General features: G+C 37.5%; 22 protein-coding genes, 5 tRNA genes and 1 pseudogene. 2 read left to right on the top strand and 26 right to left on the bottom strand.

Annotated elements, in window-relative coordinates:
* A pseudogene (locus PXG98_RS16330) lies at nucleotides 1-1,511 on the bottom strand (hypothetical protein); the annotation flags it as partial.
* 376 nt (nucleotides 1,512-1,887) lie between these two features.
* Between PXG98_RS16330 and PXG98_RS16325 the strand changes: the two are divergent.
* Nucleotides 1,888-3,477, top strand: a complete 1,590-nt coding sequence (locus PXG98_RS16325; RefSeq protein WP_276392920.1) for a peptide chain release factor 3 — start codon at nucleotides 1,888-1,890, stop codon at nucleotides 3,475-3,477.
* Nucleotides 3,478-3,510: 33 nt separating this feature from the next.
* On the opposite strand, the gene PXG98_RS16320 is transcribed toward PXG98_RS16325, so the two are convergent.
* The 25 genes from PXG98_RS16320 to PXG98_RS16200 all read right to left on the bottom strand — a co-directional run bounded on the left by PXG98_RS16320 (nucleotide 3,511) and on the right by PXG98_RS16200 (nucleotide 25,435).
* Nucleotides 3,511-3,822 (bottom strand): DUF3467 domain-containing protein, encoded by a 312-nt coding sequence (locus PXG98_RS16320; RefSeq protein WP_276392918.1) that lies wholly within the window; start codon nucleotides 3,820-3,822, stop codon nucleotides 3,511-3,513.
* A 45-nt stretch (nucleotides 3,823-3,867) separates the two neighbouring features.
* Nucleotides 3,868-8,166 carry a DNA-directed RNA polymerase subunit beta' gene (gene rpoC / locus PXG98_RS16315; protein WP_276392916.1) on the bottom strand — a complete coding sequence of 1,433 codons (4,299 nt, stop codon included), beginning with the start codon at nucleotides 8,164-8,166 and terminating at the stop codon, nucleotides 3,868-3,870.
* Between the two features lie 39 nt (nucleotides 8,167-8,205).
* Nucleotides 8,206-12,015 (bottom strand): DNA-directed RNA polymerase subunit beta, encoded by a 3,810-nt coding sequence (gene rpoB / locus PXG98_RS16310; protein ID WP_276392914.1) that lies wholly within the window; start codon nucleotides 12,013-12,015, stop codon nucleotides 8,206-8,208.
* A 131-nt stretch (nucleotides 12,016-12,146) separates the two neighbouring features.
* The gene (rplL, locus tag PXG98_RS16305; protein ID WP_276392912.1) at nucleotides 12,147-12,527 is read right to left on the bottom strand and encodes a 50S ribosomal protein L7/L12; all 381 of its coding nucleotides are present in this window, start codon (nucleotides 12,525-12,527) and stop codon (nucleotides 12,147-12,149) included.
* Between the two features lie 54 nt (nucleotides 12,528-12,581).
* Nucleotides 12,582-13,097 carry a 50S ribosomal protein L10 gene (rplJ, locus tag PXG98_RS16300; protein WP_276392910.1) on the bottom strand — a complete coding sequence of 172 codons (516 nt, stop codon included), beginning with the start codon at nucleotides 13,095-13,097 and terminating at the stop codon, nucleotides 12,582-12,584.
* Nucleotides 13,098-13,116: 19 nt separating this feature from the next.
* Complete coding sequence (gene rplA, locus PXG98_RS16295; RefSeq protein WP_276392908.1) at nucleotides 13,117-13,806, bottom strand: 50S ribosomal protein L1; 690 nt, start codon at nucleotides 13,804-13,806, stop codon at nucleotides 13,117-13,119.
* Nucleotides 13,807-13,826: 20 nt separating this feature from the next.
* Nucleotides 13,827-14,264 (bottom strand): 50S ribosomal protein L11, encoded by a 438-nt coding sequence (rplK, locus tag PXG98_RS16290; RefSeq protein WP_276392906.1) that lies wholly within the window; start codon nucleotides 14,262-14,264, stop codon nucleotides 13,827-13,829.
* 70 nt (nucleotides 14,265-14,334) lie between these two features.
* The gene (gene nusG / locus PXG98_RS16285; protein WP_276392904.1) at nucleotides 14,335-14,886 is read right to left on the bottom strand and encodes a transcription termination/antitermination protein NusG; all 552 of its coding nucleotides are present in this window, start codon (nucleotides 14,884-14,886) and stop codon (nucleotides 14,335-14,337) included.
* Between the two features lie 10 nt (nucleotides 14,887-14,896).
* The gene (secE, locus tag PXG98_RS16280; RefSeq protein ID WP_276392902.1) at nucleotides 14,897-15,085 is read right to left on the bottom strand and encodes a preprotein translocase subunit SecE; all 189 of its coding nucleotides are present in this window, start codon (nucleotides 15,083-15,085) and stop codon (nucleotides 14,897-14,899) included.
* Between the two features lie 99 nt (nucleotides 15,086-15,184).
* A tRNA-Trp gene (locus PXG98_RS16275) sits at nucleotides 15,185-15,257 on the bottom strand.
* Nucleotides 15,258-15,323: 66 nt separating this feature from the next.
* Entirely contained in the window at nucleotides 15,324-16,511 is a 1,188-nt protein-coding gene (gene tuf, locus PXG98_RS16270) for an elongation factor Tu (RefSeq protein ID WP_276392900.1), read from the bottom strand.
* Between the two features lie 55 nt (nucleotides 16,512-16,566).
* Nucleotides 16,567-16,638, bottom strand: a tRNA-Thr gene (locus PXG98_RS16265).
* 79 nt (nucleotides 16,639-16,717) lie between these two features.
* Nucleotides 16,718-16,790, bottom strand: a tRNA-Gly gene (locus tag PXG98_RS16260).
* Between the two features lie 137 nt (nucleotides 16,791-16,927).
* Nucleotides 16,928-17,009: transfer RNA gene (locus PXG98_RS16255), tRNA-Tyr, on the bottom strand.
* A 23-nt stretch (nucleotides 17,010-17,032) separates the two neighbouring features.
* Nucleotides 17,033-17,106: transfer RNA gene (locus PXG98_RS16250), tRNA-Thr, on the bottom strand.
* An 86-nt stretch (nucleotides 17,107-17,192) separates the two neighbouring features.
* Complete coding sequence (gene hpf, locus PXG98_RS16245; protein WP_276392898.1) at nucleotides 17,193-17,510, bottom strand: ribosome hibernation-promoting factor, HPF/YfiA family; 318 nt, start codon at nucleotides 17,508-17,510, stop codon at nucleotides 17,193-17,195.
* A 38-nt stretch (nucleotides 17,511-17,548) separates the two neighbouring features.
* Complete coding sequence (locus tag PXG98_RS16240; RefSeq protein ID WP_276392896.1) at nucleotides 17,549-18,436, bottom strand: tyrosine-type recombinase/integrase; 888 nt, start codon at nucleotides 18,434-18,436, stop codon at nucleotides 17,549-17,551.
* Between the two features lie 78 nt (nucleotides 18,437-18,514).
* Nucleotides 18,515-18,709 carry a 30S ribosomal protein S21 gene (rpsU, locus tag PXG98_RS16235; RefSeq protein ID WP_019671394.1) on the bottom strand — a complete coding sequence of 65 codons (195 nt, stop codon included), beginning with the start codon at nucleotides 18,707-18,709 and terminating at the stop codon, nucleotides 18,515-18,517.
* Nucleotides 18,710-18,780: 71 nt separating this feature from the next.
* Nucleotides 18,781-19,920: an acyl-CoA dehydrogenase family protein gene (locus PXG98_RS16230; protein WP_276392921.1), complete on the bottom strand. Its 1,140-nt coding sequence runs from the start codon at nucleotides 19,918-19,920 to the stop codon at nucleotides 18,781-18,783.
* Nucleotides 19,921-19,956: 36 nt separating this feature from the next.
* Nucleotides 19,957-20,817 carry a ComEA family DNA-binding protein gene (locus tag PXG98_RS16225; protein ID WP_276392892.1) on the bottom strand — a complete coding sequence of 287 codons (861 nt, stop codon included), beginning with the start codon at nucleotides 20,815-20,817 and terminating at the stop codon, nucleotides 19,957-19,959.
* Between the two features lie 17 nt (nucleotides 20,818-20,834).
* Entirely contained in the window at nucleotides 20,835-22,448 is a 1,614-nt protein-coding gene (locus PXG98_RS16220) for an alanine/glycine:cation symporter family protein (protein ID WP_276392890.1), read from the bottom strand.
* A gap of 87 nt (nucleotides 22,449-22,535) precedes the next feature.
* On the bottom strand, nucleotides 22,536-23,543 hold the full coding sequence (locus PXG98_RS16215; RefSeq protein WP_276392889.1) for a potassium channel family protein: 1,008 nt from the start codon (nucleotides 23,541-23,543) through the stop codon (nucleotides 22,536-22,538).
* A 2-nt stretch (nucleotides 23,544-23,545) separates the two neighbouring features.
* Nucleotides 23,546-23,773, bottom strand: coding sequence for a PspC domain-containing protein (locus PXG98_RS16210; RefSeq protein ID WP_276392887.1), 228 nt, complete (start codon nucleotides 23,771-23,773; stop codon nucleotides 23,546-23,548).
* 12 nt (nucleotides 23,774-23,785) lie between these two features.
* Entirely contained in the window at nucleotides 23,786-25,069 is a 1,284-nt protein-coding gene (locus tag PXG98_RS16205) for a DUF2851 family protein (RefSeq protein ID WP_276392885.1), read from the bottom strand.
* Nucleotides 25,070-25,126: 57 nt separating this feature from the next.
* The gene (locus PXG98_RS16200; protein WP_276392883.1) at nucleotides 25,127-25,435 is read right to left on the bottom strand and encodes a rhodanese-like domain-containing protein; all 309 of its coding nucleotides are present in this window, start codon (nucleotides 25,433-25,435) and stop codon (nucleotides 25,127-25,129) included.
* 170 nt (nucleotides 25,436-25,605) lie between these two features.
* On the opposite strand from PXG98_RS16200, the gene PXG98_RS16195 reads away from it, so the two are divergent.
* Nucleotides 25,606-26,052 (top strand): MarR family winged helix-turn-helix transcriptional regulator, encoded by a 447-nt coding sequence (locus tag PXG98_RS16195; RefSeq protein ID WP_276392881.1) that lies wholly within the window; start codon nucleotides 25,606-25,608, stop codon nucleotides 26,050-26,052.
* Nucleotide 26,053: the final 1 nt, after the last annotated feature.

Below are 26,053 nucleotides of genomic sequence, written 5' to 3'. Positions count from 1 at the left end.
AAAGGATTGGTTAAGGGATCATTGTCGTTATCCAAATTCGGATCTTCTGTAGTGTCCAAAAGACCGTCATTATCGTCATCTATATCTACACTATCCATAACTCCATCCCCATCTGTGTCTACCGTAAGAATGGTATTGTCTTCGCTGTCAACAAAGTCAGGCGTATCATCTCCATCGGCATCATCATCCGTAGGATCACCATTATCGTCCGAGTCTTCATCTGAAGTATCCATACCATCGCCATCATCATCCGGATCTCTGTAATTAACATCTTCTGTACCATCGGTATCGGGAAGGTCGTTGGCGGGGTCTTCGATTTCGTCATTTACGTCAAAACCATCATTTACATCACTGCCTTCATAGCCATCATCCAAACCATCTCCGTCGGTATCGTTACCGGTGTAGAGCTGATCCGGCTCTCCGTCGAAATTAAAATCGTTCCCTTCGTTATTATCCGGAACTAGATCATTGTCGGTATCCTCATCCAGGTAATCCGGCTGGTCGACACCATCTGAATTAGGTGGATCTAAACCTTGATCTCCACTGCCTTCGTAGGCATCATCCAAGCCATCGCCATCGCTATCATTTCCTGTTGGAGGTATATAATCTACAGTACTCTGCCCTTCCACATTATCTGGCAGACCATCATCATCGGAATCTATATCTCTAAAGTCGGGGGCTTCATCTGTATCATTATTAACCACGGAAATTCCGTTTCCAGAACCAGGACTATCTTCGTAGTGATCATCTAAGCCATTCCCATCCGAATCCATACCACAAGGAGCCTGAAAATGATCCGTTTCTTGGCTTTCGAGATTATCTAATAATCCATCGTTATCAGAATCAATATCACGATAGTCAGGTACCGAATCTCCCTCTGTATCTACCGGAAGTAATCCACCACAACTTCCCGGTGTTTCCTCATAATGATCATCTAAACCATTTCCGTCGGAATCTATCCCACAGGGAGCTATAAAATCGTTAGTTGTTTGTGCCTCTACGTTATCTAAAATACCATCGTTGTCCGAATCAATATCCAAATAATCGGCCTGCCCATCGTTATCCGTATCTACGGGTATTATACCTCCACAGCTACCAGGAGTTTCCTCATAGTTGTCATCCAGACCATTTCCGTCCGAATCCGTACCACTCGGGCTAATAAAACTTGTTGTATCCTGAGACTCCCTATTATCAATTATTCCGTCGTTATCCGAATCTACATCCAAATAATTTGGTATGCCATCGTGGTCAAAATCAGTTGGATTTGTTCTAGGGTTATCATCGCCATCAGCATTAAGGTCTTCTGCGGTATCAATTATTCCATCATTGTCATTATCAATATCTTCTGAATCCGGAACACCATCTCCATCCATATCCGTAAGGGTTTCTATGGTAGTACTAAAGGTAGATTCTATAGTGAAAGAGGATGTAAGCAAAAATAAAAGACTCAAAAAAGTCAGATATTTACCGTAGGAATACATCTTGGAATAAAGGGGCAAACTAATTTCCATAAATGATTGTTTACATTAGTAACAATACACCATGGCTTGTAGGTAAAAGTAAGAGTTTGGGACTCTTATAATCGAACGCAAGATATAGCTAATATATAATGTGAACAATCATATTTTATTCACAACTTTCGAGAATTCTACAAAGAATAATGAATTATCGATTAAAAGTGTTAAAACGAAATGTAAATGGCATTTTACCGAGTAAATGTTTAATAATGAGCGCTTTATTTAACACTTAAAATCGAAGTTACTAACAATTTATCGATAAAATAAAATGCCTCAATACTTCTAAAAAGGGCTCAAAATATGTTAAAAAAGAGAAGACTAGGACTAGGCTTCGTAATTATTTGACGTATTTTTGTTCAAATTTTTTAACGTGAGTTTTACTGAAGAAATCGAAAGGAGAAGAACTTTTGGAATTATTTCCCACCCCGATGCAGGAAAGACAACCTTAACTGAAAAATTGTTGTTATTTGGTGGGGCAATCCAAGAAGCCGGTGCTGTAAAAAATAATAAAATCAAAAAGACGGCCACCAGTGATTTTATGGAAATAGAACGGCAGCGTGGTATCTCCGTTGCAACCTCCGTTCTTGCATTTATATACAGAGATAAAAAGATTAATATCCTAGACACACCAGGGCACAAAGATTTTGCGGAAGATACTTTTAGAACACTAACCGCAGTAGATAGTGTTATTGTAGTCATAGATGTTGCTAAAGGAGTAGAAGAACAAACAAAAAAGCTTGTAGAAGTTTGCAGAATGCGAAATATTCCTATCATAGTTTTTATAAACAAACTGGATAGGGAAGGAAAGGATGCGTTCGACTTACTGGATGAGGTGGAACAAGAGCTTGGATTAAAAGTAACCCCTCTTAGTTTTCCAATTGGAATGGGTTATGATTTTAAAGGAATCTACAATATCTATGAAAAGAATATCAATCTTTTTAGTGGGGATAACAAAAAAAATATTTCTGATACCATCTCATTCGAAGAGGTACACAATCCTGAACTAGAAACTTATATTGGCGAGAAAGCCGCCATTGAATTAAGAGAGAATTTAGATTTGGTGGAAGGAGTATATCCGGCATTTGACAAAGAGGAATATTTAGCAGGAAATTTGCAACCCGTATTCTTTGGTTCTGCCTTGAACAATTTTGGAGTACGGGAGCTACTTGATTGTTTTATAGACATTGCCCCACCCCCTAGGTCTAAGAAAGCCGAAGAGAGAATGGTTAATGCTAATGAAAAAAAACTATCAGGCTTCGTATTTAAAATTCATGCAAATATGGATCCTAAACATAGGGATCGCTTAGCATTTGTGAAAATTGTCTCTGGTACTTTCGAAAGAAACAAACCTTATTTGCATGTAAGAAACAATAAAAATCTAAAGTTCTCTAGTCCAAATGCCTTTTTTGCCGAGAAAAAAGAGATTGTTGATATTTCTTACCCAGGAGACATAGTAGGACTTCACGATACTGGTAATTTTAAAATTGGAGATACGCTGACAGAAGGCGAGATATTGCATTATAAGGGTATTCCAAGCTTCTCCCCGGAGCATTTTAGATATATAAACAATGCTGATCCAATGAAGTCCAAACAGTTGAATAAGGGTATAGATCAGCTTATGGACGAGGGTGTAGCACAATTATTTACTCTAGAATTAAACGGAAGAAAGATAATAGGTACGGTAGGAGCTCTTCAGTACGAAGTTATTCAATATAGGCTAGAACATGAATATGGTGCAAAATGCAGCTATGAAAACTTTCCTGTATACAAGGCTTGTTGGATTGAAGCTGAGGATACCAGCAGCGATGAGTACAAAGAGTTTATTAGGGTGAAACAAAAGTATTTGGCAAAAGATAAAAGAGGTCGTTTGGTATTTTTGGCAGATTCTCCCTTTTCTTTGCAAATGACACAGCAAAAGTATCCCAGTGTAAAACTACACTTTGTGTCTGAATTTGATTAAAACCTCCAAATTTATTGAATCTTCATTAGGTCCTTAGGCTTCTCCTGTAGGTCCAAAATTTAATGGGATTGGGGGTTGATCATAGTCCTTTATAGGACCATGTGCCTTCTCAAATCGATTAACATTATCATTTAGAGCTTTTAAAAACTTCTTTGCGTGCTGTGGAGTAAGTATTATTCTACTCTTCACTTTCGCCTTTGGTGCCCCGGGCATCATACTAATAAAATCAACAACAAACTCAGAAACCGAGTGATTAATAATAGCCAGATTGGAATAAATTCCTTCAGCCATTTTCTCATCAAGTTCAATATTTATCTGTTGCTGTTTGGTCTTTTTTTCAGACATAGGTTTATAAAAAAAGCCCCCAATAATATTGAGGGCTTAGTAATACTAAAATTTCAGTTCTTCTTTTCGAGCCATAATCTCGTCATATTCTTCCTTAGAACCAACGATAATATTTTCGTAATCTCTCATACCAGTTCCAGCCGGTATTTTATGTCCTACGATAACATTCTCTTTAAGTCCTTCCAGTTTATCTACCTTTCCACTCACGGCAGCCTCATTAAGAACTTTCGTTGTTTCTTGGAAAGAAGCAGCAGAGATAAACGATTTTGTTTGTAGCGAAGCCCTTGTAATCCCCTGAAGAATAGGTGTAGCCGTCGCTGCAACCGCATCTCTTGCAGTAACCAAAGTCTTGTCCGCTCTTCTTAGAATAGAATTTTCGTCTCTTAGTTCTCTGGCAGTAATAATCTGTCCAGCTTTAAGATTTTCCGATTCTCCTGCATCCTCGACAACTTTCTTACCAAATATTTCATCATTTTCTCTAATAAAATCGTCTTTATGAACCAATTGGTTTTCTAAGAAGGTAGTATCTCCTGAATCCTGAATACGTACTTTACGCATCATTTGACGGACCACAACTTCAAAGTGTTTATCATTGATCTTAACCCCTTGTAATCGGTATACTTCTTGCACCTCATTAACTAGATATTGCTGCACAGCAGAAGGTCCTTTAATTGCCAAGATATCCTCTGGAGTAATAGAACCATCAGATAATGGCATACCAGCTCTTACATAATCGTTTTCCTGTACCAGAATCTGATTAGACAACTTAACTAAGTACTTCTTAATCTCGCCTAACTTAGATTCAATAATGATTTCGCGATTTCCCCTTTTAATTTTTCCAAAGGATACAACCCCATCAATTTCAGTAACCACGGCAGGATTCGAAGGGTTTCTAGCTTCAAAAAGCTCAGTAACCCTTGGCAGACCACCAGTAATATCGCCAGCTTTGGCAGATTTACGAGGTATTTTAACCAATATCTTTCCTTCCTTAATTTTGTCTCCATCATCTACCATGATATGGGAACCAACAGGAAGGTTATAAGATCTTAACACCTCATCCTTAGTGTTTTTAATTAAAAGAGTTGGAATTAACTTCTTGTTCCTCGATTCGGAAATAACCTTTTCTTGGAAACCAGTTTGTTCATCAATCTCTACCTGGTAGGTAATTCCTTGCTCAATATTCTCGTAAGCAATCTTACCGGGAAATTCTGAAACAATAACTCCATTATATGGATCCCATTGACAAACAAGATCGCCCTTGCTAATCTTACCACCATCTTTAACGAATATCTGTGAACCGTAAGGAATGTTATTTGTACTCAGCGTTATTCCTGTTTTTGCATCTACAATTTTTATCTCAGATGTTCTGGAAATCACAATATTAACGACCTTCCCTTCATTATTTTCACCTTTGACTACTCTAAGGTCTTCAATTTCTGCAACCCCGTCGAACTTGGCTTCCAGTTTACTATCTTCAGATATGTTCCCAGCAATACCCCCAACATGGAAGGTTCTTAGGGTTAACTGTGTACCGGGCTCTCCGATAGACTGTGCTGCAACTACTCCTACAGCTTCACCTCTTTGAACCATTTTATTTGTAGAAAGGTTTCTACCATAACACTTGGCACAAATTCCTTTTTGCGCTTCACATGTCAGTGCAGATCTTACTTCAATTCTTTCTACAGGAGAAGCTTCCACTCTCTTAACGTCGGCCTCCATTATTTGCTGACCGGCTTCTAACAAAAGTTCTTCTGTTAATGGGTCGTAAACGTCATGTAACGAAACACGTCCAAGAATTCTTTCGCCTAAGGTCTCAACAATTTCTTCATTCTTCTTCAATGCTGCTACTTCAATCCCTCTAAGCGTGCCACAATCATCGATATTTACAATAACATCCTGAGAAACATCCACAAGACGTCTTGTTAAATATCCAGCATCGGCTGTTTTAAGAGCAGTATCCGCCAGTCCTTTTCTTGCCCCGTGAGTAGAAATAAAGTACTCCAGGATAGAAAGGCCTTCTTTAAAGTTTGAAAGAATTGGATTCTCAATAATTTCACCACCTCCTGCGGTAGACTTCTTAGGCTTAGCCATTAATCCACGCATTCCTGTAAGCTGTCTAATCTGTTCTTTGGAACCCCTTGCACCAGAATCTAACATCATATACACCGAGTTAAACCCTTGTTGATCTTCCCGGATACGCTTCATCGCCAATTCGGTAAGCATAGCATTCGTGGAAGTCCAAACATCAATTACCTGATTGTAGCGCTCATTATTCGTAATAAGTCCCATGTTGTAATTGGTCATTATCCCATCTACCTGCTCATTCGCTTCGGCAATCATATCGTGTTTTTCCTGAGGAATGATAATGTCCCCAAGACTAAAGGAAAGTCCACCTTTAAAAGCAAACTCATATCCCATGGTTTTAATCAAATCAAGGAACGAAGCCGTTTGCGGCACATTAGTAACGGCAAGAATTCTACCGATAATGTCTCTTAAAGATTTTTTATTAAGAACTTCATTAATATATCCGGCTTCTTCAGGAACAACCTGGTTAAAAAGTACTCTTCCAACAGTAGTTGGAATTATCTGATTTACTAATTCCCCTTCTTCGTTAAAATCCTTAGCCCTAACCTTAATACCAGCATTTAGTTCTACAATACCCTCATTAAAGGCTATAACAACCTCCTCATAAGAGTAGAATGTTAAACCTTCACCTTTTACAGGAACTTCCGGCGTAGATTTTCTTTCTTTCGTCATATAATACAAGCCCAATACCATATCCTGAGAAGGCACCGTAATAGGGGAACCATTCGCCGGGTTTAATATGTTGTGAGAGGCTAGCATTAGTAGCTGTGCTTCCAAGATGGCTTCTGGTCCTAATGGTAAATGCACTGCCATTTGATCTCCATCAAAATCGGCATTGAAGGCAGTACAAACCAATGGATGTAATCTAATCGCCTTACCTTCTATTAATTTTGGCTGGAAAGCCTGTATTCCTAACCGGTGAAGCGTGGGGGCTCTGTTTAATAAGACGGGATGTCCTTTTAAAACATTTTCTAATATATCCCAAACTACCGGTTCTTTTTTATCTATAATTTTCTTAGCCGATTTAACCGTTTTTACAATACCTCTTTCTATTAACTTTCTAATTATAAAAGGTTTGTACAATTCCGCAGCCATGTCTTTAGGCAATCCACATTCATATAGATTCATCTCTGGACCTACAACAATAACAGATCTAGCAGAATAATCAACTCTTTTCCCAAGTAAGTTCTGACGGAATCTACCCTGCTTTCCCTTTAAAGAATCTGAAAGAGATTTCAATGGTCTGTTAGATTCTGTTTTAACCGCAGAAGCTTTACGCGTATTATCAAATAGGGAATCTACGGCTTCTTGAAGCATCCTTTTTTCGTTTCTTAAGATCACTTCAGGAGCTTTGATCTCCATTAGTCTTTTAAGGCGATTATTTCGGATAATTACCCTTCTGTATAAATCATTTAAATCTGAAGTAGCGAAACGTCCACCATCTAATGGAACCAAAGGCCTAAGCTCTGGTGGAATAACCGGAACAACCTTCATAATCATCCATTCTGGTCTGTTATCCCTGTTATCCTGGGATTCTCTCAGGGCTTCCACAACCTGCAACCTTTTTAAGGCTTCGGTTTTACGTTGCTTTGAAGTTTCTGTATTTGCTTTATGCCTAAGCTCATAGGAAAGTTCTTTTAAATCGATTCTCATTAAAAGATCGATTAAACATTCTGCTCCCATCTTGGCGATAAACTTATTTGGATCAGAATCCTCCAAATATTGATTTTCAGCCGGTATAGTTTCTAAAATATTCAAATATTCTTCTTCCGTTAGGAAGTCTAATTTTTGAATTTCTTCCCCTTCAGGACCTTTGGCAATCCCTGGTTGAATAACTACATACCTTTCATAGTATATAATCATGTCAAGTTTTTTGGAGGGTAAACCAAGAAGGTATCCTATTTTATTTGGTAAAGAACGGAAGTACCAGATATGAGCAACGGGTACCACAAGATTAATGTGACCTACTCTATCTCTTCTTACTTTCTTCTCTGTGACTTCAACCCCACATCTATCGCACACGATTCCGCGATATCGGATACGCTTATACTTTCCACAAGCACATTCATAATCCTTTACAGGTCCAAAAATTCGTTCACAGAACAAACCATCTCTCTCTGGTTTGTGGGTTCTATAGTTAATAGTTTCTGGTTTTAATACCTCTCCTCTGGACTCCCCTAGAATAGATTCAGGAGAAGCCAAGCCGATTGAAATTTTATCAAACCTCTTAATTGCAGTATTATCTTTTAGTCTAGCCATTGTGATATGGTGATAGTAAATTTAATATGTGTAAAACTATTATTCTTCCAATCTGATATCCAAACCTAATCCCTTAAGTTCGTGCATCAATACATTGAATGATTCTGGCAAGCCAGGTTCTGGCATCGTTTCTCCTTTAACGATAGACTCATAGGTTTTAGCCCTTCCGATGACATCATCAGATTTTACCGTTAATATCTCTCTAAGGGTGGCAGATGCCCCGTAAGCTTCTAGTGCCCAAACTTCCATTTCCCCAAATCGCTGTCCACCAAATTGAGCTTTACCTCCTAATGGTTGTTGCGTAATTAAAGAATAAGGTCCGATAGATCTAGCGTGCATTTTGTCATCCACCATATGCCCTAGTTTAAGCATGTAGATAACACCTACTGTTGCTGCCTGATCAAACCGTTGTCCGGTTCCTCCATCGTAAAGATAGGTATGCCCAAATCTTGGAATACCTGCATCGTCTGTAAAGGAATTGATCTCATCCAGTGTTGCACCGTCAAAAATTGGCGTGGCAAACTTTTTGTCGAGTTTCTGACCAGCCCAACCAAGAACGGTTTCGTAAATCTGCCCGATATTCATCCGAGAAGGTACCCCTAACGGATTTAATACTATGTCTACAGGAGTTCCATCTTCTAAGAAAGGCATGTCTTCTTGTCTAACAATTCTAGCAACAATACCTTTATTTCCGTGTCTACCGGCCATCTTATCCCCTACCTTCAGCTTACGTTTCTTAGCGATATAAACTTTAGCAAGTTTCATAATCCCTGCAGGAAGCTCATCTCCAACAGAGATGGTAAACTTATCTCTCCTAAGATTTCCCTGCAAGTCGTTAAGCTTAATCTTGTAGTTGTGTAATAAATCGGCCACTAAGGTATTAGCCTCTTTATCCGTGGTCCAACTTCCTCCAACCAAATGTGCAAAATCATCAACAGAGTTAAGCATTTTCATGGTATACTTTTTACCTTTTGGAAGGACTTCTTCACCAAGGTCATTAAGTACTCCCTGAGAAGTTTTACCATTAACAAGCTTAAATAGTTTCTCAATTAAAACATCTTTCAACTCTTGAAACTTCACTTCATATTCCAATTCCAGGCTAGAAATAGCTTCCTTATCTTCAGAACGCTTACGCTTATCCTTGATAGAACGAGAAAAGAGTTTCTTGTCTATTACTACGCCACGTAAGGATGGAGAAGCTTTTAGAGAAGCATCTTTAACGTCACCCGCTTTGTCTCCAAAGATGGCCCGTAACAATTTCTCTTCCGGCGTTGGGTCTGATTCTCCTTTAGGAGTAATTTTACCAATTAAAATATCCCCTGGTTTTACCTCAGCACCGATACGAATCATACCATGCTCATCTAAATCCTTTGTAGCCTCTTCGGAAACATTTGGTATATCATTGGTAAGTTCTTCCGCTCCCAGTTTAGTATCCCTAACTTCTAAAGCATATTCATCAATATGAATAGAAGTAAAAATATCTTCACGTACAACTTTTTCAGAAATTACAATGGCATCTTCAAAGTTATATCCTTTCCAAGGCATAAATGCTACCTTCAGGTTTCTACCCAGAGCTAATTCTCCGCTCTCTGTGGCATATCCTTCACACAATACCTGACCCTTTTTAACCTTATCGCCTTTTTGAACGATAGGTTTAAGGTTAATACTAGTACCTTGGTTAGTCTTTCTAAATTTAACCAAATTGTAAGTCTTAGAATCATCTTCGAAACTCACCAATTTTTCCTCTTCAGAGCGACTGTATTTAATGGTTATTTGTTGAGAATCCACGTATTCAATTACACCATCTCCTTCAGCATTAATTAGTACTCTCGAATCTGAGGCAACCTGTCTTTCCAAGCCAGTTCCTACAATAGGTGATTGAGGCTTTAGCAAAGGAACGGCCTGTCTCATCATGTTTGATCCCATCAAAGCCCTGTTAGCATCATCATGTTCCAAAAAGGGAATTAACGAAGCCGAAATAGAAGCAATCTGATTAGGTGCAACATCCGTGTAATTTATTTCTTTAGGATCTACAACTGGAAAATCTCCTTCTTCTCTTGCAATTACCTTTTCCTGTATAATGGAACCATTATCTTTTAATGGAATATTTGCCTGAGAAATCTTCATTCCCTCTTCTTCCTCAGCACTGAGGTAGATATAATTCTTGGTATCTACCTTCCCACTATCTACTTTTCTATAAGGTGTTTCTAAAAAGCCCATTGGATTAACTTTTGCAAATACTGCAAGAGAGGATATTAAACCAATATTTGGACCTTCAGGGGTTTCAATCGGACAAAGTCTACCATAATGTGTATAGTGAACATCACGAACCTCAAAACCAGCTCTTTCTCTCGAAAGACCACCAGGCCCTAGGGCAGAAAGTCTTCTTTTGTGTGTAATTTCAGCCAATGGATTGGTCTGATCCATAAATTGAGACAATTGGTTAGTCCCAAAAAAGGAGTTAATTACAGAAGAAAGTGTTTTGGCATTTATTAAATCAATAGGGGTAAAAACCTCATTATCTCTAACATTCATTCTTTCACGAATGGTTCTTGCCATACGTGCTAGACCCACACCAAATTGTGAAGACAGTTGCTCTCCTACCGTTCTAACCCTTCTATTAGATAAGTGGTCAATATCATCAATCTCTGCCTTCGAATTAATTAGTTCTATCAAATATTTTATGATAGTAATAATATCTTCCTTCGTTAGAACTTGCTTATCCATTCCGATATCAAGACCTAACTTTTTATTCATTCTGTATCTACCTACTTCCCCTAAATTATAACGTTGATCAGAGAAAAATAATTTATCGATTATCCCTCTTGCCGTTTCTTCATCTGGCGGTTCGGCATTACGCAATTGACGGTAAATATGTTCTACCGCTTCTTTTTCAGAATTAGTAGGATCTTTTTGTAGCGTATTATGAATAATAGCATAATCGCTCTGTGCATTATTTTCTTTGTGAAGCAAAATAGTCTTAACATCTGCTTCCATGATTTCATCAATATGTTCTTTCTCTAGAACAGTATCTCTATCAAGAATTATTTCGTTTCTCTCGATGGAGACAACTTCTCCAGTATCCTCGTCAACAAAATCTTCATGCCAAGTATTCAAAACCCTAGCAGCTAATTTTCTTCCCAAAACCTTTTTAAGTCCGGTTTTAGACACTTTTACTTCTTCTGAAAGATCAAAAATTTCTAAGATATCTTTATCTCTTTCAAAACCAATCGCCCTAAACAGTGTAGTTACAGGTAATTTCTTTTTTCTATCGATATAGGCGTACATAACACTATTAATGTCTGTAGCAAATTCGATCCACGATCCCTTAAATGGAATAACTCTTGCCGAATACAGTTTGGTACCGTTGGCATGGAAAGACTGACCAAAGAAAACTCCAGGCGATCTGTGTAATTGAGATACTACCACACGCTCTGCTCCGTTTATTACGAAGGTACCACTGGGGGTCATATACGGTATTGTTCCAAGATAAACATCTTGTACGATTGTCTCAAAATCTTCATGTTCCGGATCGGTACAATACAATTTTAGACGTGCCTTTAAAGGAACGCTGTAAGTAAGACCTCTTTCTATACATTCCTGAATGGAATATCTTGGTGGATCTATAAAATAATCAAGAAACTCTAGTACAAATTGATTTCTTGTATCTGTAATTGGAAAGTTTTCCATGAAGGTGTTGTACAATCCTTCATTGCCCCTTTCGTCAGATTTGGTCTCAAGCTGAAAAAAGTCTTGAAAGGACTTAATCTGAATGTCCAGGAAATCTGGATAACTTGGAATGTTCTTTGCGGATGCGAAGTTTACTCTTTCAGTCTGTTTTGTGAACATCTATAGCCAAAATTTTGAACGTGAATACTTTGAATGGGTCGTATATGACTTCATATACTACATATAAAAGGGTTTAGGTCTAGCCACCAAAACGGCGGAAAGACCTAAACAAAACCATTTGGTTATCGCTATTATTTAAGCTCAACTTCTGCTCCAGCTTCTTCTAATGATTTTTTAATTCCTTCTGCTTCATCTTTAGAAACAGCTTCCTTAACCGCTTTTGGTGCGCTATCAACTATGTCTTTAGCATCTTTCAATCCTAAACCAGTTAATTCCTTAACTAATTTTACAACTGCCAATTTAGAACCTCCTGGGGCTTTCAAAATTACATCGAATTCTGATTTTTCCTCAGCAGCCTCTGCCTCACCAGCAGCACCTCCACCAGCAGCAACTGCTACAGCAGCGGCAGCAGGCTCAATACCATACTCTTCTTTTAAAATATCAGCTAACTCATTTACTTCTTTTACAGTAAGGTTAACTAGTTGTTCTGCGAAATCTTTTAAATCTGCCATTTTTCTATCGTTTAATAAAATTCTTAAATTATTCTTGTTTTTAGTGCGTACAAATTATTTTTCGGATAATGTTTTAAGGATACCAGCCAGTTTACCACCTCCCGATTTTAATCCGGAAATAACATTCTTCGCTGGGGATTGTAATAAGCCAATAATCTCACCTATCATTTCCTCTTTGGATTTGATATTAACCAAAGTCTCCAAACTTTCGTCACCAACATAAACCGCTTCCTCAACAAAAGCACCTTTTAAAAGAGGTTTTTTTGATTTTTTGCGAAAGTTTTTTATAAGTTTTGCAGGTGCATTACCCGTGTCTGAAAACATTAATGAAGTATTTCCTTTTAATGTTTCAGGAAGTTCTCCAAATTCTTTATCAGACGCCTCCATAGCCTTAGCCAAAAGAGTATTCTTTACTACAGATAACTTAATATCTGCCTTAAAGCAAGCTCTTCTCAAAGCCGAAGTAGTAGTTGCATCCAAACCTGAGATATCAGCTAAATAGATAATTGAACTACCAGCTAACTGAGAAGTTAAATCTTCTATAACGGTTGCTTTTTCTTGTCTTGTCATGATTTTAAAACGTTATCAGTTAAACTGCTTTAGGATCTAATTGCAGACTAGGACTCATTGTACTAGACATATAGATACTCTTCATATAAATCCCTTTAGCTGCCGCAGGTTTTAATTTATTTAAAGTGTCAAGAAGCTCTTTAGCATTTCCTGCAATTTTATCTGCAGAAAAAGAAGCTTTCCCGATAGCTGCATGAACTATTCCAGACTTGTCTACTTTAAAATCTATTTTACCCGCTTTTACTTCTGTTACTGCTTTAGCAACATCCATAGTTACGGTACCCGTTTTTGGATTCGGCATTAAACCTCTTGGACCTAATACTCGTCCTAAAGGGCCTAATTTACCCATTACGCTTGGCATGGTGATGATAACATCAACATCTGTCCAACCGCCTTTAATTTTATCCAAATACTCATCTAATCCAACAAAGTCAGCACCAGCTTCTTTAGCCTCTGCTTCTTTATCCGGAGTAACCAAAGCCAAAACCTTTACATCCTTTCCAGTTCCATAAGGAAGTGTAACCACTCCCCTAACCATCTGATTAGCTTTCCGAGGGTCTACTCCTAATCTTACTGCAAGGTCTATACTAGCATCAAACTTGGTATTCGTGATTTCTTTTACAAGCGATGAAGCCTCGTCTATTGTATAGAGTCTATCCTTCTCTATTTTAGCCTGAGCTTCTTTTTGCTTTTTTGTTAATTTTGCCATGTTAAAAGTGCTTTAAGATTTTAGAAAGGTCTTTTACCTGAAACTTTTAATCCCATGGATCTTGCTGTTCCTGCTACCATCGACATTGCCGATTCTACAGTAAAAGCATTAAGATCAACCATTTTTTCTTCTGCTATGGTCTTTACTTGATCCCAGGATACGCTTCCCGATTTTACTCTGTTAGGTTCGCCAGATCCTTTTTTAATCTTTGCCGCTTCCAAAAGTTGCACTGCCGCTGGTGGTGTTTTAACAACAAAATCAAATGATTTGTCCTTATAAACGGTGATAACTACGGGCAAGATTTTCCCTTGCTTGTCTTGTGTACGAGCATTAAACTGCTTACAAAACTCCATAATGTTAACGCCGGCAGCACCTAAAGCGGGTCCAACCGGTGGCGACGGATTCGCTACACCTCCCCTAACTTGTAGTTTAACTACTTTACCTACTTCTTTTGCCATTGTTTTTAATTAAAATTTAAAGTGTGTCTAATTGGAAGCAACACAACTTTTATATATACGTAACAATAAATTATACTTTCTCTACTTGCATGTAGCTTAATTCCAGAGGGGTCTTTCTACCAAATATTTTTACCATTACCTCTAGTTTTCTCTTTTCTTCATTAATCTTCTCCACTGTTCCATTAAAGCCATTAAATGGCCCGTCGATAACTTTAACTGTTTCCCCAAGAATAAATGGAATCGCAATGCTATCTGTATTTACCGCAAGCTCATCTACCTTTCCTAACATTCTATTTACCTCAGCTTTTCGCAGTGGTACTGGATCTCCTCCTTTTGTTTCCCCTAAAAACCCAATTACATTAGTAATAGATCTTATAATATGTATCATTTCTCCTCCCAGATTAGCCTTCACCATTATGTATCCAGGAAAATAAACTCTTTCTTTATTAATCTTTTTGCCATTTCGAATTTGGACAACCTTTTCGGTTGGAACCAAAACCTCTTCTAAATAATCCGCAAATCCATGTCGCTCAACTTCACTTTCAATGTAGCCTCTAATCTTATTCTCCTGACCACTGACGGCTCTTACCACATACCATTTCTTTTCTAATACTTCAGACATAGATCTTTTATTAATTAATTAGAGTATTAAAGTAGAACTGAATAAATTCACTAAACACGGTATCTACACCCCAAGTAGCTAAAGCAAATAAAATAGAAAACACTGCCACTATTACCATAAGATTAGAAGATTCTGCTCTTGTTGGCAATGTAACATTGTTCTTTAATTCGTCTATAGATTCCTTTATATATGTTAACATGCGACTAACTTTTTAATCTTTTATTTATACTCGTTTATTTTAAACTCCCAATGGCACCTTAAAAAAAACGAATTAAGCCTGGGGTAAACCTTATTTCTGCACGGGAGGAGAGGCTCGAACTCCCGACACCTGGTTTTGGAGACCAGTGCTCTACCAACTGAGCTACACCCGTTTATATTTACACTGAAAGGTATCCTACGATAGTAGGACACCCTTAGTGTAATCAATTGTATAGATTTTAATCTAGAATTTTAGTAACCTGTCCAGCTCCAACAGTTCTACCACCTTCACGAATCGCAAATCTAAGTCCTTCACTCAAGGCAATTGGCTGAATTAGTTCAACTGTAATTGTTAAGTTATCTCCAGGCATAACCATTTCAACTCCACTAGGTAAATTGATTGTTCCAGTAACGTCTGTAGTTCTTACATAGAATTGAGGACGATAGTTGTTATGGAATGGTGTGTGTCTACCACCTTCTTCTTTTTTAAGGATATATACTTCAGCTTCAAATTTAGCATGAGGCTTTACAGAACCTGGCTTACAGATTACCATTCCTCTACTTATTTGAGACTTTTCAATACCTCTTAAAAGAATACCCACGTTATCTCCTGCTTCACCTCTATCTAATATTTTACGAAACATTTCAACTCCAGTAATGGTAGAGCTTAATTTTTCTGCTCCCATTCCAATGATATCAACAGCATCTCCAGTATTGGCGATACCTGTTTCAATACGACCTGTAGCAACTGTACCTCTACCTGTAATGGTGAAAACATCTTCTACTGGCATTAAGAAGTCTTTGTCAACATCTCTTTTTGGCAATTCAATCCAGTCATCAACAGCAGTCATTAATTCCATAACCGTGTCTACCCATTTTTGCTCACCATTTAAGGCACCTAGTGCAGATCCAGAAATAACTGGTCCGTTATCACCATCGTACTCATAGAAAGACAACAATTCTCTAACTTCCATTTCAACAAGCTCCAAAAGCTCGTCATCATCAACCATATCCACTTTGTTCAAGAAAACAACGATTCTTGGAATACCAACCTGACGTCCTAATAGGATGTGTTCTCTTGTTTGAGGCATTGGTCCATCTGTAGCCGCAACTACAAGAATAGCACCGTCCATTTGAGCCGCACCAGTTACCATATTCTTAACGTAATCCGCGTGACCTGGACAATCTACGTGTGCATAGTGACGATTGGCTGTAGAGTATTCAACGTGTGATGTATTAATTGTAATACCTCTTTCTTTTTCTTCAGGAGCGTTATCGATAGAATCGAAGCTTCTCATTTCAGATAATCCTGCGTTTGCCAAAACAGTTGTAATAGCAGCAGTTAATGTAGTTTTACCGTGATCTACGTGTCCAATAGTACCAATATTTAAGTGCGGTTTGGAACGATCAAAAGTTTCCTTTGCCATTTTTTAATGTATTTAATCTTAGTTTATATTAGTGTGTATTCAATGCTATTTTTTGAGCCAACGACGGGAATTGAACCCGTGACCTCTTCCTTACCAAGGAAACGCTCTACCCCTGAGCTACGTCGGCTTATGCGTCTCAGGTGTTCTATTTTGAAAACTATGGACTTAACCAAATCAAAACAACGAACGCTTATTTTAATTCTTTGAGCGGGAGACCGGGTTCGAACCGGCGACATTCAGCTTGGAAGGCTGACGCTCTACCAACTGAGCTACTCCCGCAATTATTCAAATCAATATTTCAATGTTCTTATATTTGTATTCTTTGGATCAATAGAACGTTTATTTCAAAACGATCTTCTTATCCTATTTCCTCTGCCGAGCTACCTATTAATTGCCACTCGTACTAAAGTACTTTGTGGGGAGAGCAGGATTCGAACCTGCGAAGGTAAAACCAACAGATTTACAGTCTGTCCTCGTTGGCCGCTTGAGTATCTCCCCCCTTTTATTTTAAAGAACTTTCGAGCCGATGGAGGGACTCGAACCCACGACCTGCTGATTACAAATCAGCTGCTCTAGCCAGCTGAGCTACATCGGCGTTTTATCGCCGTTTAACGCATAAAAAAGTCCGCTATTTCTAACGGACTGCAAATGTAGATAATTATTTTTTTATTCAAAACTATTTTACAAAAATTTTAAGGAGGGTTGAAACCTTGGCTTTTTCTTCTTTTTTGACAATTTACGTTCTAAGGAACTGCAGCAAGAATCTACTGCCTCTTCAAACGATTTGCATTGCTTTTTAACTACAAAGGTATCTTTTGGGATATGTAGTTTTACCTCTACAATTTTATTTTCCTTTTCGCTCGTGTTTTCTACCTTTAAATAAACATCAGAACTAATTATTTTGTCATAAAAAACTTCTAGTTTATCTAAACGGTTCTGAATAAATTCGAGAAGCTTCTTGTCGGCATTAAAATTTACTGCTTGGGTATTTACCTTCATACATTAGATTTTAAAATTAAACATTAGAATGCGCAGACTTAGTCTTTTCTTCTAGGATGTGCTCCGTGGGCCTTTTTAAGTTCAGCTATACTGCTATGTGTATATACCTGTGTAGACGCCAAACTAGAATGACCTAACAATTCCTTTACTGAATTTAAATCCGCACCCCTATTTAGTAAATGCGTTGCAAAGGTATGTCTAAGAACATGCGGACTCTTTTTAGTCTTAGAGGAAACCTTACTAAAATACCCATTAATTATTCTATACACAAGTGTTTCATAAATTTTAACCCCGGATTTCGTTAAAAACAAAAAGTTTGTGTCCTTAATGTTATCTAAGTTTGTCCTAGCCTCTAGATAGGCTTTTACCAGGATAACCGTAGATTCCAAAAGGGGTACAATCCTCTCTTTATTTCTCTTCCCAAGAACCTTTAATGTATTTTCCTTTAAATCTATATTAGCCAACTCGGTATTGATTAGTTCTGCTCTCCGAATACCGGTGGTATAAAAAAGGTCTATAATTAAATGATCTCTTTTTCCTTCAAAACCCTCACGAAAAGGAATGTCGTCAATAAAAAGATTCATCTCTTCTATAGAAAATGGAACTTCTACTTTCTTTTCTGTCTTTAAGGCTTTATGACTTGCAAGTGGACTAATTAAGATAGTACCTGTTTTTAGCAAAAAGTTATAATATGCCTTTAAGGAGGCAATTTTACGATTAACGCTTCTATTCGAAACCCCCTGATCTATAAGATATATTATCCAGTTACGAATAAAGGTATATGGGATGTCTACGCAGTCGTCTTGTTGTAATTTGTCCGAACAGAATAGTTGAAAATCTTGTATGTCTCTTTTGTACGCTGTTGTAGTATGAAAAGAATATTTCTTTTCCAGATTGAGATAGTCAATAAAAGCTTCCAAAGACATAGTACTAAGGTACTAGTTTTTTATAAAAAATCCCGCTACGGATACCGAAGCGGGATTTTAACTTATTAGTTCAAAGAATTAAATTTCTTCTTGATCTCTAAGTCCTTGAATATATTGGGCTTTTTGAATCTGCTGTCTTCGCTCAACAGAAGGCTTGGTAAACTGCTGACGCTTTCTAAGCTGACGCATTGTTCCCGTTCTGTCAAACTTTCGCTTGAAGCGCTTTAAAGCTCTATCTATATTTTCTCCTTCTTTTACTGGTATAATCAACATAAGCTACAACCTCCTCTCTTTTAATATTTTTAAGTCTGCAAATATATAATGAATAAACGAAAACCCAATAATTATTTCAAAATATTCTTTGCGATGACAACTTTCTGTATTTCAGTGGTTCCTTCACCAATAGTACATAGTTTAGAATCCCGATAGAATTTCTCTACTGGAAAGTCTTTGGTATAGCCATATCCGCCATGAATCTGAACAGCCTCATTTGCTACTCTTACACATACTTCAGATGCGAACATTTTAGACATCGCGCTTAGCTTGCTCATTTCTCTCCCCTGATTCTTTAAAAATGCCGCCTTGTGTAATAACACTTCTGAAGCTTCAATTTCTGTCGCCATATCCGCTAACTTAAAAGATATCCCTTGAAAAGAACTAATTGGCTTACCAAATTGTATGCGTTCTTTAGAATATTTCAATGAAGCCTCGTAAGCACCTTTGGCAATTCCCAAAGAAAGCGCACCTATAGAGATTCTGCCACCATCTAATATTTTCATGGATTGAATAAACCCTTCTCCAACTTCCCCTAGTCTGTTGCAATCTGGTATACGACAATCTTGAAAAACCAGTTCGGCCGTCTCACTTGCCCTCATCCCTAGCTTATCCTCCTTTTTACCACTACTAAAGCCAAGGGTTCCTTTCTCCACAACAAAAGCTGTCATACCTCTACTATCTCCTTTATTTCCTGTTCTAACAACGACCACTGCTATATCGCCACTTTTACCATGTGTAATAAAGTTTTTTGAACCATTCAAAATCCAATCATCTCCATCTTTAACAGCCGTAGTACTCATCCCCCCTGCATCGGACCCTGTATTGTGTTCTGTTAGTCCCCAGGCTCCAATCCACTCACCGTTAGCAAGCTTTGGCAACCACTTCTGTTTTTGGTTGTCATCGCCAAAACTAAGGATATGATTTGTACACAGGGAATTATGCGCTGCTATAGAAAGACCTATGGAAGGGTCTACTTTAGATATTTCCTCAACTATGGCAATATATTCATGATACCCCAAACCACTGCCTCCATATACCTCTGGTACCAAAATCCCCATAAAACCAAATTTTCCGGCTTCGTGCATAACTTCGGTGGGAAAATATTGTGTCTCATCCCACTTCATTATATGTGGTCTTATGAACTGTTCTGCAAATTCTTTTGCCGACTGAGCCACAAGAATCTGTGTTTCTGAATAATCAAAACTTATACTAGACATAGTGTCTGTTATCATCGTTGCAATTTTTTATAGGGACAAATATAATTTAATTATCTCAATCTTGTCCGCAGGAAAGTTTTCTATTTGCTCTAATTCTTTCCAAGATTTAATTATACCCACACTATCTCGAAATTCCAAAATTGCCTTGCTTGCTGGTCTAGAGAAATATACAAAATCTTTAATCTCTTCATTAGTTGCTGTATTTATATTCAGCATGGTAGTATCTCTGCTTTCCAGAACCCGAAATCTCCTTAATATAGCTGCTACCCGATTCTGTTCAAGTCCATATACATGATAGATCTGTCTATCGTCCCTAAATCCTCCTAGCCGGTCCCGGAATTTTATCACCCTCGCCGAAAGCCTAGGACCAACGCCATAGACCACTTGAAGGTCTTCTTCAGAAACAGTATTTATGTCTTTTACAGTAATTTGCATTAAGGTATTAGGCTTTTGTAAGGAAGTTGTCTCCTCTCTTGTCTCTTGCCTCCATTCTGGGAATTTGAAATTAGAAGAAATTGTACTCAACAAGGAATCAGAAACTCCAGTTACCTTTTGAAAATCTTCCGCAGAATAAACCCATTTTCCCTCCTCTCTAAAACGATGCAATCGGTCTATTTCATCATTTGTCATTCCATAAGTATATCCCTTATAATCGCTAATAAAATTTGGATTAAACAAATATGTTTTATCCAACAAAGAAGTTTTTTCTTTTCTTAGGACAACTTCTAATTTTTTTTGAAGTTCCTTATCTTCTGTAAAAAGGGGTGGTCCGGTTCCAAAATCAATAAAACTAAGGGACCAATGAATTATTTGAAAAAGAATTATTATCAGCAGTAAATAAAAAACCCCTCGTCGTTCTTGTGGTGTGAACGAATTGAGGGGTTTCATAACATTTTATTTTAAGTTTATTTATTGAGCATTTTTATAGCGTCTAAGTATTTATTAAGTTCTTCCTTAACCTTAGGAAAAAGAATCAATAAACCGATCATATTGGGAAATACCAAGGCCAAAATCATGGCGTCCGAAAAGGCAAAAACAGCTCCCATAGACGCGGAGGCACCTATTATAATAAAGGCAATGAATAGTATTTTATAACAAATATCGGCTACTTTGCTTCTGCCAAATAAAAACTTCCACGACTGAAGACCGTAATAAGACCAAGAAATCATAGTAGAAACCGCAAATAGCACAACAGCCAGGGTAAGAATGTAGGGAAACCAAGGAATCACAGATTCAAAAGCCATTGAGGTTAAATTTACACCTCCTAAGGTCTCGCCATTAACTACCACACTTCCCATGCCATCTCCACCATACGCAAATGCTCCTCCGCTATTAAAGAAAATAATTACCAACGCAGTCATTGTGCAGATTACTACCGTATCAATAAAAGGCTCCAATAAGGCAACTATTCCTTCACTAGCAGGATATTTTGTTTTTACTGCTGAATGAGCGATAGCGGCTGAACCGGCACCGGCTTCATTAGAGAATACTGCTCTCCTAAAGCCAACAATTAGGACGCCAAAAAGACCTCCAAGCCCTGCTTCCGGAGTAAATGCACCACTAATAATTAATCCAAAGGCATCATCGATATAGGAAAAGTTTGCAAAAATTACTACTAGACAGGCAATCATATAAATTACCGCCATAAATGGAACTATTTTTTCTGTTACGGAAGCAATGCGCTTAATACCTCCAATGATTACTATACCTACCACTATGGCTAAGATTACACCTATAATAAAACCAGTAGATCCGCCTTGAAGTCCCATCATAGCTGCCAATTGCTCCGCCGCCTGATTAGATTGTACCGCATTTCCACCTCCAAAAGAAGCTCCAACACAAAGTACAGAAAAGGTAATCGCTAAAACCTTACCGAGTCCCACATAGCCTCTCTCCGTTAAACCTCTGGAGAGATAGTACATAGGGCCTCCGTATACCGTGCCGTTTTCGTCAACATCTCTATATTTTACTCCCAAAGTACACTCTACAAATTTGGTAGACATACTTAGCAAGCCACATAGTATCATCCAGAAGGTAGCCCCTGGGCCACCAATAGCAATTGCCAAAGCAACTCCGGCAATATTCCCTAAACCAACTGTTCCTGAGACTGCTGTAGCTAGAGCTTGAAAATGACTAACTTCACCCTGCTGACTTTCATCTCTTATGGTGTCGGGCAAATCTCCGTCTACAATGTTAACTTCTGCTTTTTCTACTCCATGTCCTTCTGGTCCTTCTACTTCATCGTACTTGCCACGAACTACATTTATGGCCAGAGGAAATCTTCTTATATTAATAAACCCAAAATAAAGGGTAAAGAAAGTTGCACCGATGACTAGAATAAAAACTACTAGTGGTACACCTGTTCCTGGGACCTGCCAAAATACAATGCCTTCCCAGACCGCGGTAATAGGTTCAAACCAGGCATTTATTCTTTCATCAATACCCATGGGCTTGGATTCTTGGGCCATAGTTAAAAAAGGTAACAAAAGTGTAATTATAGAAAGGCATCTATACTTCATAATATAAGTTTTGGTTTATTTGGTGTGTAAAAACGGCAATATCTTAAAAAATACCTACACAAAAAAATTATATGTGGTAAAGGATTTTTATACTAAATGAAACATCTCATTTAGTTTTTTGATCTGTTCTGGCCTGCCTAAAACAATTACTTTACTATTTGGTTCTAAAGGTAAATCGGCCTCGGGATTAATAATATAATTACCATTGGGCTCAATATAACCAATAATCGTACAACCTGTTTTTCTTCGTAGATCTAAATCTCTTAGGGAATTACAGACCATCTTATCCGCAAAACTTTCAATAGCAACTTCTTCCAGGTTTGTGGTATTCTCCCCTTCTGTAGATAATTTATCCATAAAAGTTATCAGGTCGGGAATCACCACCAAGGAGGCCATATGATCTCCTCCGATTTTATCTGGCATTATTACCTTATTGGCCCCTGCCAATTTCAGCTTCTTTTGAGAAGACACCAAGGAAGCCCTGCTAATAATAAAAAGCTTATCATTGAGTTGTCGGGCAGATAAGACTACAAAGAGATTAGCTGCATCATCTGGCAAGGTTACAATTAAATAATGTGCTCTATCTATTCCGGCAGAAAAAAGTGTTTCATCTTCGTTTGCATCCCCTTCAATAAATAAAATATCATCCTCATACCTATTTACTATCTCCTTGTCGTTCTCGATAACTACAAAAGGCTTTTTATAAGCCTTAAGACGCTCCACAGCCTGCATGCCATTTCTTCCATAGCCGCAAACTATTACATGATTGGATAAATTTTTAATCATCTTTTTCACCTTTTTTGTCTTTAATAACTGAAGTTGATTTCTGTTGAAAACATATTCCGTAATAACTGAAATGGCATATGCAAAAATAAAAACGCTCGATACAATTAAGACCACCGTAAATACTTTTGTTTGGGTATCCATAGGCCCCACCTCCTTAAACCCAACGGTGGTTACCGTTATTATGGTCATATAAAGGGCGTCTAACCAATTGTAATCGGCAATAAAATGATACCCAGACACTCCTATGACAAGGATTAGACTCATTAAAGTGAGAGCCACATATATTTTTGAACGAAAAAGTCTAATCATATTTAAAGATCAAAAACGGAGTTCCTTTTTGTATACACCAAGTCTTTTATTCCTAACCAAAACGCCAGAAACAAATATAAAGCGAAACCAAATCCAAGTGTAACAAATGTTAAGTAAATAAATGTAGTACGTACCACCCTAGCCCGAATTCCAAGTCTTTCCGCAATTCTTCGACATACTTCAAAGCCTCTTTTTTGAAAATAATACAGTATCTGATAAAACCAATTCATGCCATAAAAGTACTATTTTACTTTTAATAAGTTACTGCCAATAGCACACTCTAAACATCTGTGTTTTGTACAATAGTTTTTGTACAATTGAATAATTGCCTGCGACATCAGGGCATTATTACTGCTAACTCCACATCTGTCAAAGCCTCTGGTTATTTTGTTATTTTCAGGATTTATAGAGAGGGCCATATCTACTACATCAATGGCTAAGGAATTAGAACGCCACTTGTAAAAACAAAAAATTAAAGGCAAAACAGAATTAATAAGAAGTAGCTCAGTAAATCTCGTAGATAACCTATGTTCCCTTTTTGGACTACTATATTTCCCAAAAACATAGTGTGTTTTCCAATATTCTGAAGGAGAAACAGCAAAAAAAGCATAAAATTCTCGTATATCTTTAAATCCTATAATAGTAGAAAACAGTGAAGAATGTAAGCTGTATAAATTTGCAAACTGAGCTAATCTTATAGTAGGAAAGCTAGCGGGCCTTAATCTAAAAAAGTAAGGTTTCTGGACCAAACGTTCGCGCAATTGAAACTTGTTTTTCAAAAATTCATAGTCCTTTTTTAATAGTGTCCAGTACGAATCTTTTGAGAATGGTTTTTCCAATAAACCGGAACATCCCATAAGAATAGCTTCTAAAGACCTTGTTTTGTCTTTAAGTTTTAATACTAATCTGTGCTTAACCACCCGGGACAACTGATAGAATATCTCTTTGTTTTGATGTATGCCAAAATTTCTAAGAAGTAAAATATATAAGACTTCCTCCCAATTGTGTTTTGTCATAAGGAGTAGTTCGTTAACCTCCGCACACTTATCTTCGAGACGTTCTACATAAAGACGTTCTAACCAAGCTCTGCGTATGACTTCATTGGTGGAACCTATATCTTTTTCACAAATTATAAATCGTCTTTTTTTAGGTCTTTCAAGATTGCATTGTTTTTTAAGCTGTTCTACTGAAACAAAGTATTCTAATGCAACCGTTGGTATGTTGAGTCTTTTTAAACCCACCTCTTCTATGTCATCTGACCAAACCACATGAAGAATAACGTTCGCATATCTGTGATCATCGTGATGCTTGTGTATATACCAATCCGAAGAATTAATATGTACTTCTATACTACCAATCCACGTTTGCTGACGTATCTTTAGATGAGCCTCTAGAAAATCTGGTCCTGCATGATGATTGTACTGTCCCGGAGATATTACTTGGACAGAATCTCCAGCTAGAGTAGTTAATCCTAGTTTCGGATATTTAACGTTTTTCCAAAAAAAATGCAACCATTCTTCGCGCATGACTCCTAAAGTACAGGAGCAAGCTGTAAAGCAAATGCGGAATATTATTTCAGTAAACTATACGAGATCGCCTTCCCATTCCAGAACACCTCCCAATAAATTATGTGTATTATCAATTCCTATAGAATTCATAAGAGCACATGCTTGCCGACTTCTTTGGCCTGAGCGACAATAGACATAATAATTTTTGGTTTTATCGAGCTTTTCTAAAGCATCCATAAATTCCTGTCCTAAATAAATATTGATGTTGTGAGCGCCGGCAATTTGTCCTTGCTCAATTTCTTCTGGAGTGCGTACATCTAAAATAAAAGAATCGTCATCCTTCGCTAACTGTTCTACCCAATCTTCTTGTGATAAATCTGCCATGGTAATTTTCTAATTCTAAAAATTAAGATCGAAGTTACGAACTACAGTTATTATTAGCAACATAAAAAGTGCAAGTCTTGTCGCCGTAAAAATTAACACAAATTTAGTAGCTCATATATAAAATTATTTAAAATTAGATATACATTTGTATATACAATTGTTGTAAAAACATGAATGTAGAAGAAATCATTAAAACAGAACGGAAGTTACCTTTGGTACGGCGAACTATAATACACCTATTACTGGTTCAGAATATGATAAATGAACAGATGGCAAGTGCGCTGAAACCTTTTGGAGTATCTATTCAGCAATTTAACGTTTTGCGAATTTTAAGAGGACAGGCTAAGAAGCCCGCTAACCTGAATACTCTCAACGACAGAATGGTGAGTAAGATGAGTAATACAAGTCGCTTAGTAGACAAATTAATACTAAAAGGCTATGTGGCTAGAGAAATATGTGAAACGAACAGACGAAAAATTGAGATTACCATTACGAAAAGTGGCAAAGAAGTTTTAAGCGAAATGGACGCCATAATATCACAGAAAGAAAAGGACCTAACTTCTGGGTTCACCCACAACGAATTACAAGAATTGAATAATTTATTAGATAAATTTTAAT

It is taken from the genome of Eudoraea chungangensis, assembly GCF_029360665.1.
Lineage (GTDB): Bacteria > Bacteroidota > Bacteroidia > Flavobacteriales > Flavobacteriaceae > Eudoraea > Eudoraea chungangensis.
The sequence above is the reverse complement of the archived record's forward strand: the minus strand, read 5'-3'. Positions and strand labels throughout refer to the sequence as shown.

Coding starts and splice junctions, on each gene's coding strand:
- rplJ (WP_276392910.1), bottom strand. CDS start 13,097: ATGACAAGACAAGAAAAAGCAACCGTTATAGAAGATTTAACTTCTCAG.
- PXG98_RS16210 (WP_276392887.1), bottom strand. CDS start 23,773: ATGAATTGGTTTTATCAGATACTGTATTATTTTCAAAAAAGAGGCTTT.
- PXG98_RS16200 (WP_276392883.1), bottom strand. CDS start 25,435: ATGGCAGATTTATCACAAGAAGATTGGGTAGAACAGTTAGCGAAGGAT.
- PXG98_RS16220 (WP_276392890.1), bottom strand. CDS start 22,448: ATGAAGTATAGATGCCTTTCTATAATTACACTTTTGTTACCTTTTTTA.
- secE (WP_276392902.1), bottom strand. CDS start 15,085: ATGTTAACATATATAAAGGAATCTATAGACGAATTAAAGAACAATGTT.
- rpsU (WP_019671394.1), bottom strand. CDS start 18,709: ATGTTGATTATACCAGTAAAAGAAGGAGAAAATATAGATAGAGCTTTA.
- rplA (WP_276392908.1), bottom strand. CDS start 13,806: ATGGCAAAATTAACAAAAAAGCAAAAAGAAGCTCAGGCTAAAATAGAG.
- tuf (WP_276392900.1), bottom strand. CDS start 16,511: ATGGCAAAGGAAACTTTTGATCGTTCCAAACCGCACTTAAATATTGGT.
- PXG98_RS16240 (WP_276392896.1), bottom strand. CDS start 18,436: ATGTCTTTGGAAGCTTTTATTGACTATCTCAATCTGGAAAAGAAATAT.
- PXG98_RS16195 (WP_276392881.1), top strand. CDS start 25,606: ATGAATGTAGAAGAAATCATTAAAACAGAACGGAAGTTACCTTTGGTA.
- PXG98_RS16225 (WP_276392892.1), bottom strand. CDS start 20,817: ATGAAACCCCTCAATTCGTTCACACCACAAGAACGACGAGGGGTTTTT.
- rplK (WP_276392906.1), bottom strand. CDS start 14,264: ATGGCAAAAGAAGTAGGTAAAGTAGTTAAACTACAAGTTAGGGGAGGT.
- rpoB (WP_276392914.1), bottom strand. CDS start 12,015: ATGTTCACAAAACAGACTGAAAGAGTAAACTTCGCATCCGCAAAGAAC.
- PXG98_RS16215 (WP_276392889.1), bottom strand. CDS start 23,543: ATGATTAGACTTTTTCGTTCAAAAATATATGTGGCTCTCACTTTAATG.
- rplL (WP_276392912.1), bottom strand. CDS start 12,527: ATGGCAGATTTAAAAGATTTCGCAGAACAACTAGTTAACCTTACTGTA.
- rpoC (WP_276392916.1), bottom strand. CDS start 8,166: ATGGCTAGACTAAAAGATAATACTGCAATTAAGAGGTTTGATAAAATT.
- PXG98_RS16205 (WP_276392885.1), bottom strand. CDS start 25,069: ATGCGCGAAGAATGGTTGCATTTTTTTTGGAAAAACGTTAAATATCCG.
- PXG98_RS16320 (WP_276392918.1), bottom strand. CDS start 3,822: ATGTCTGAAAAAAAGACCAAACAGCAACAGATAAATATTGAACTTGAT.
- hpf (WP_276392898.1), bottom strand. CDS start 17,510: ATGAAGGTAAATACCCAAGCAGTAAATTTTAATGCCGACAAGAAGCTT.
- nusG (WP_276392904.1), bottom strand. CDS start 14,886: ATGTCTGAAGTATTAGAAAAGAAATGGTATGTGGTAAGAGCCGTCAGT.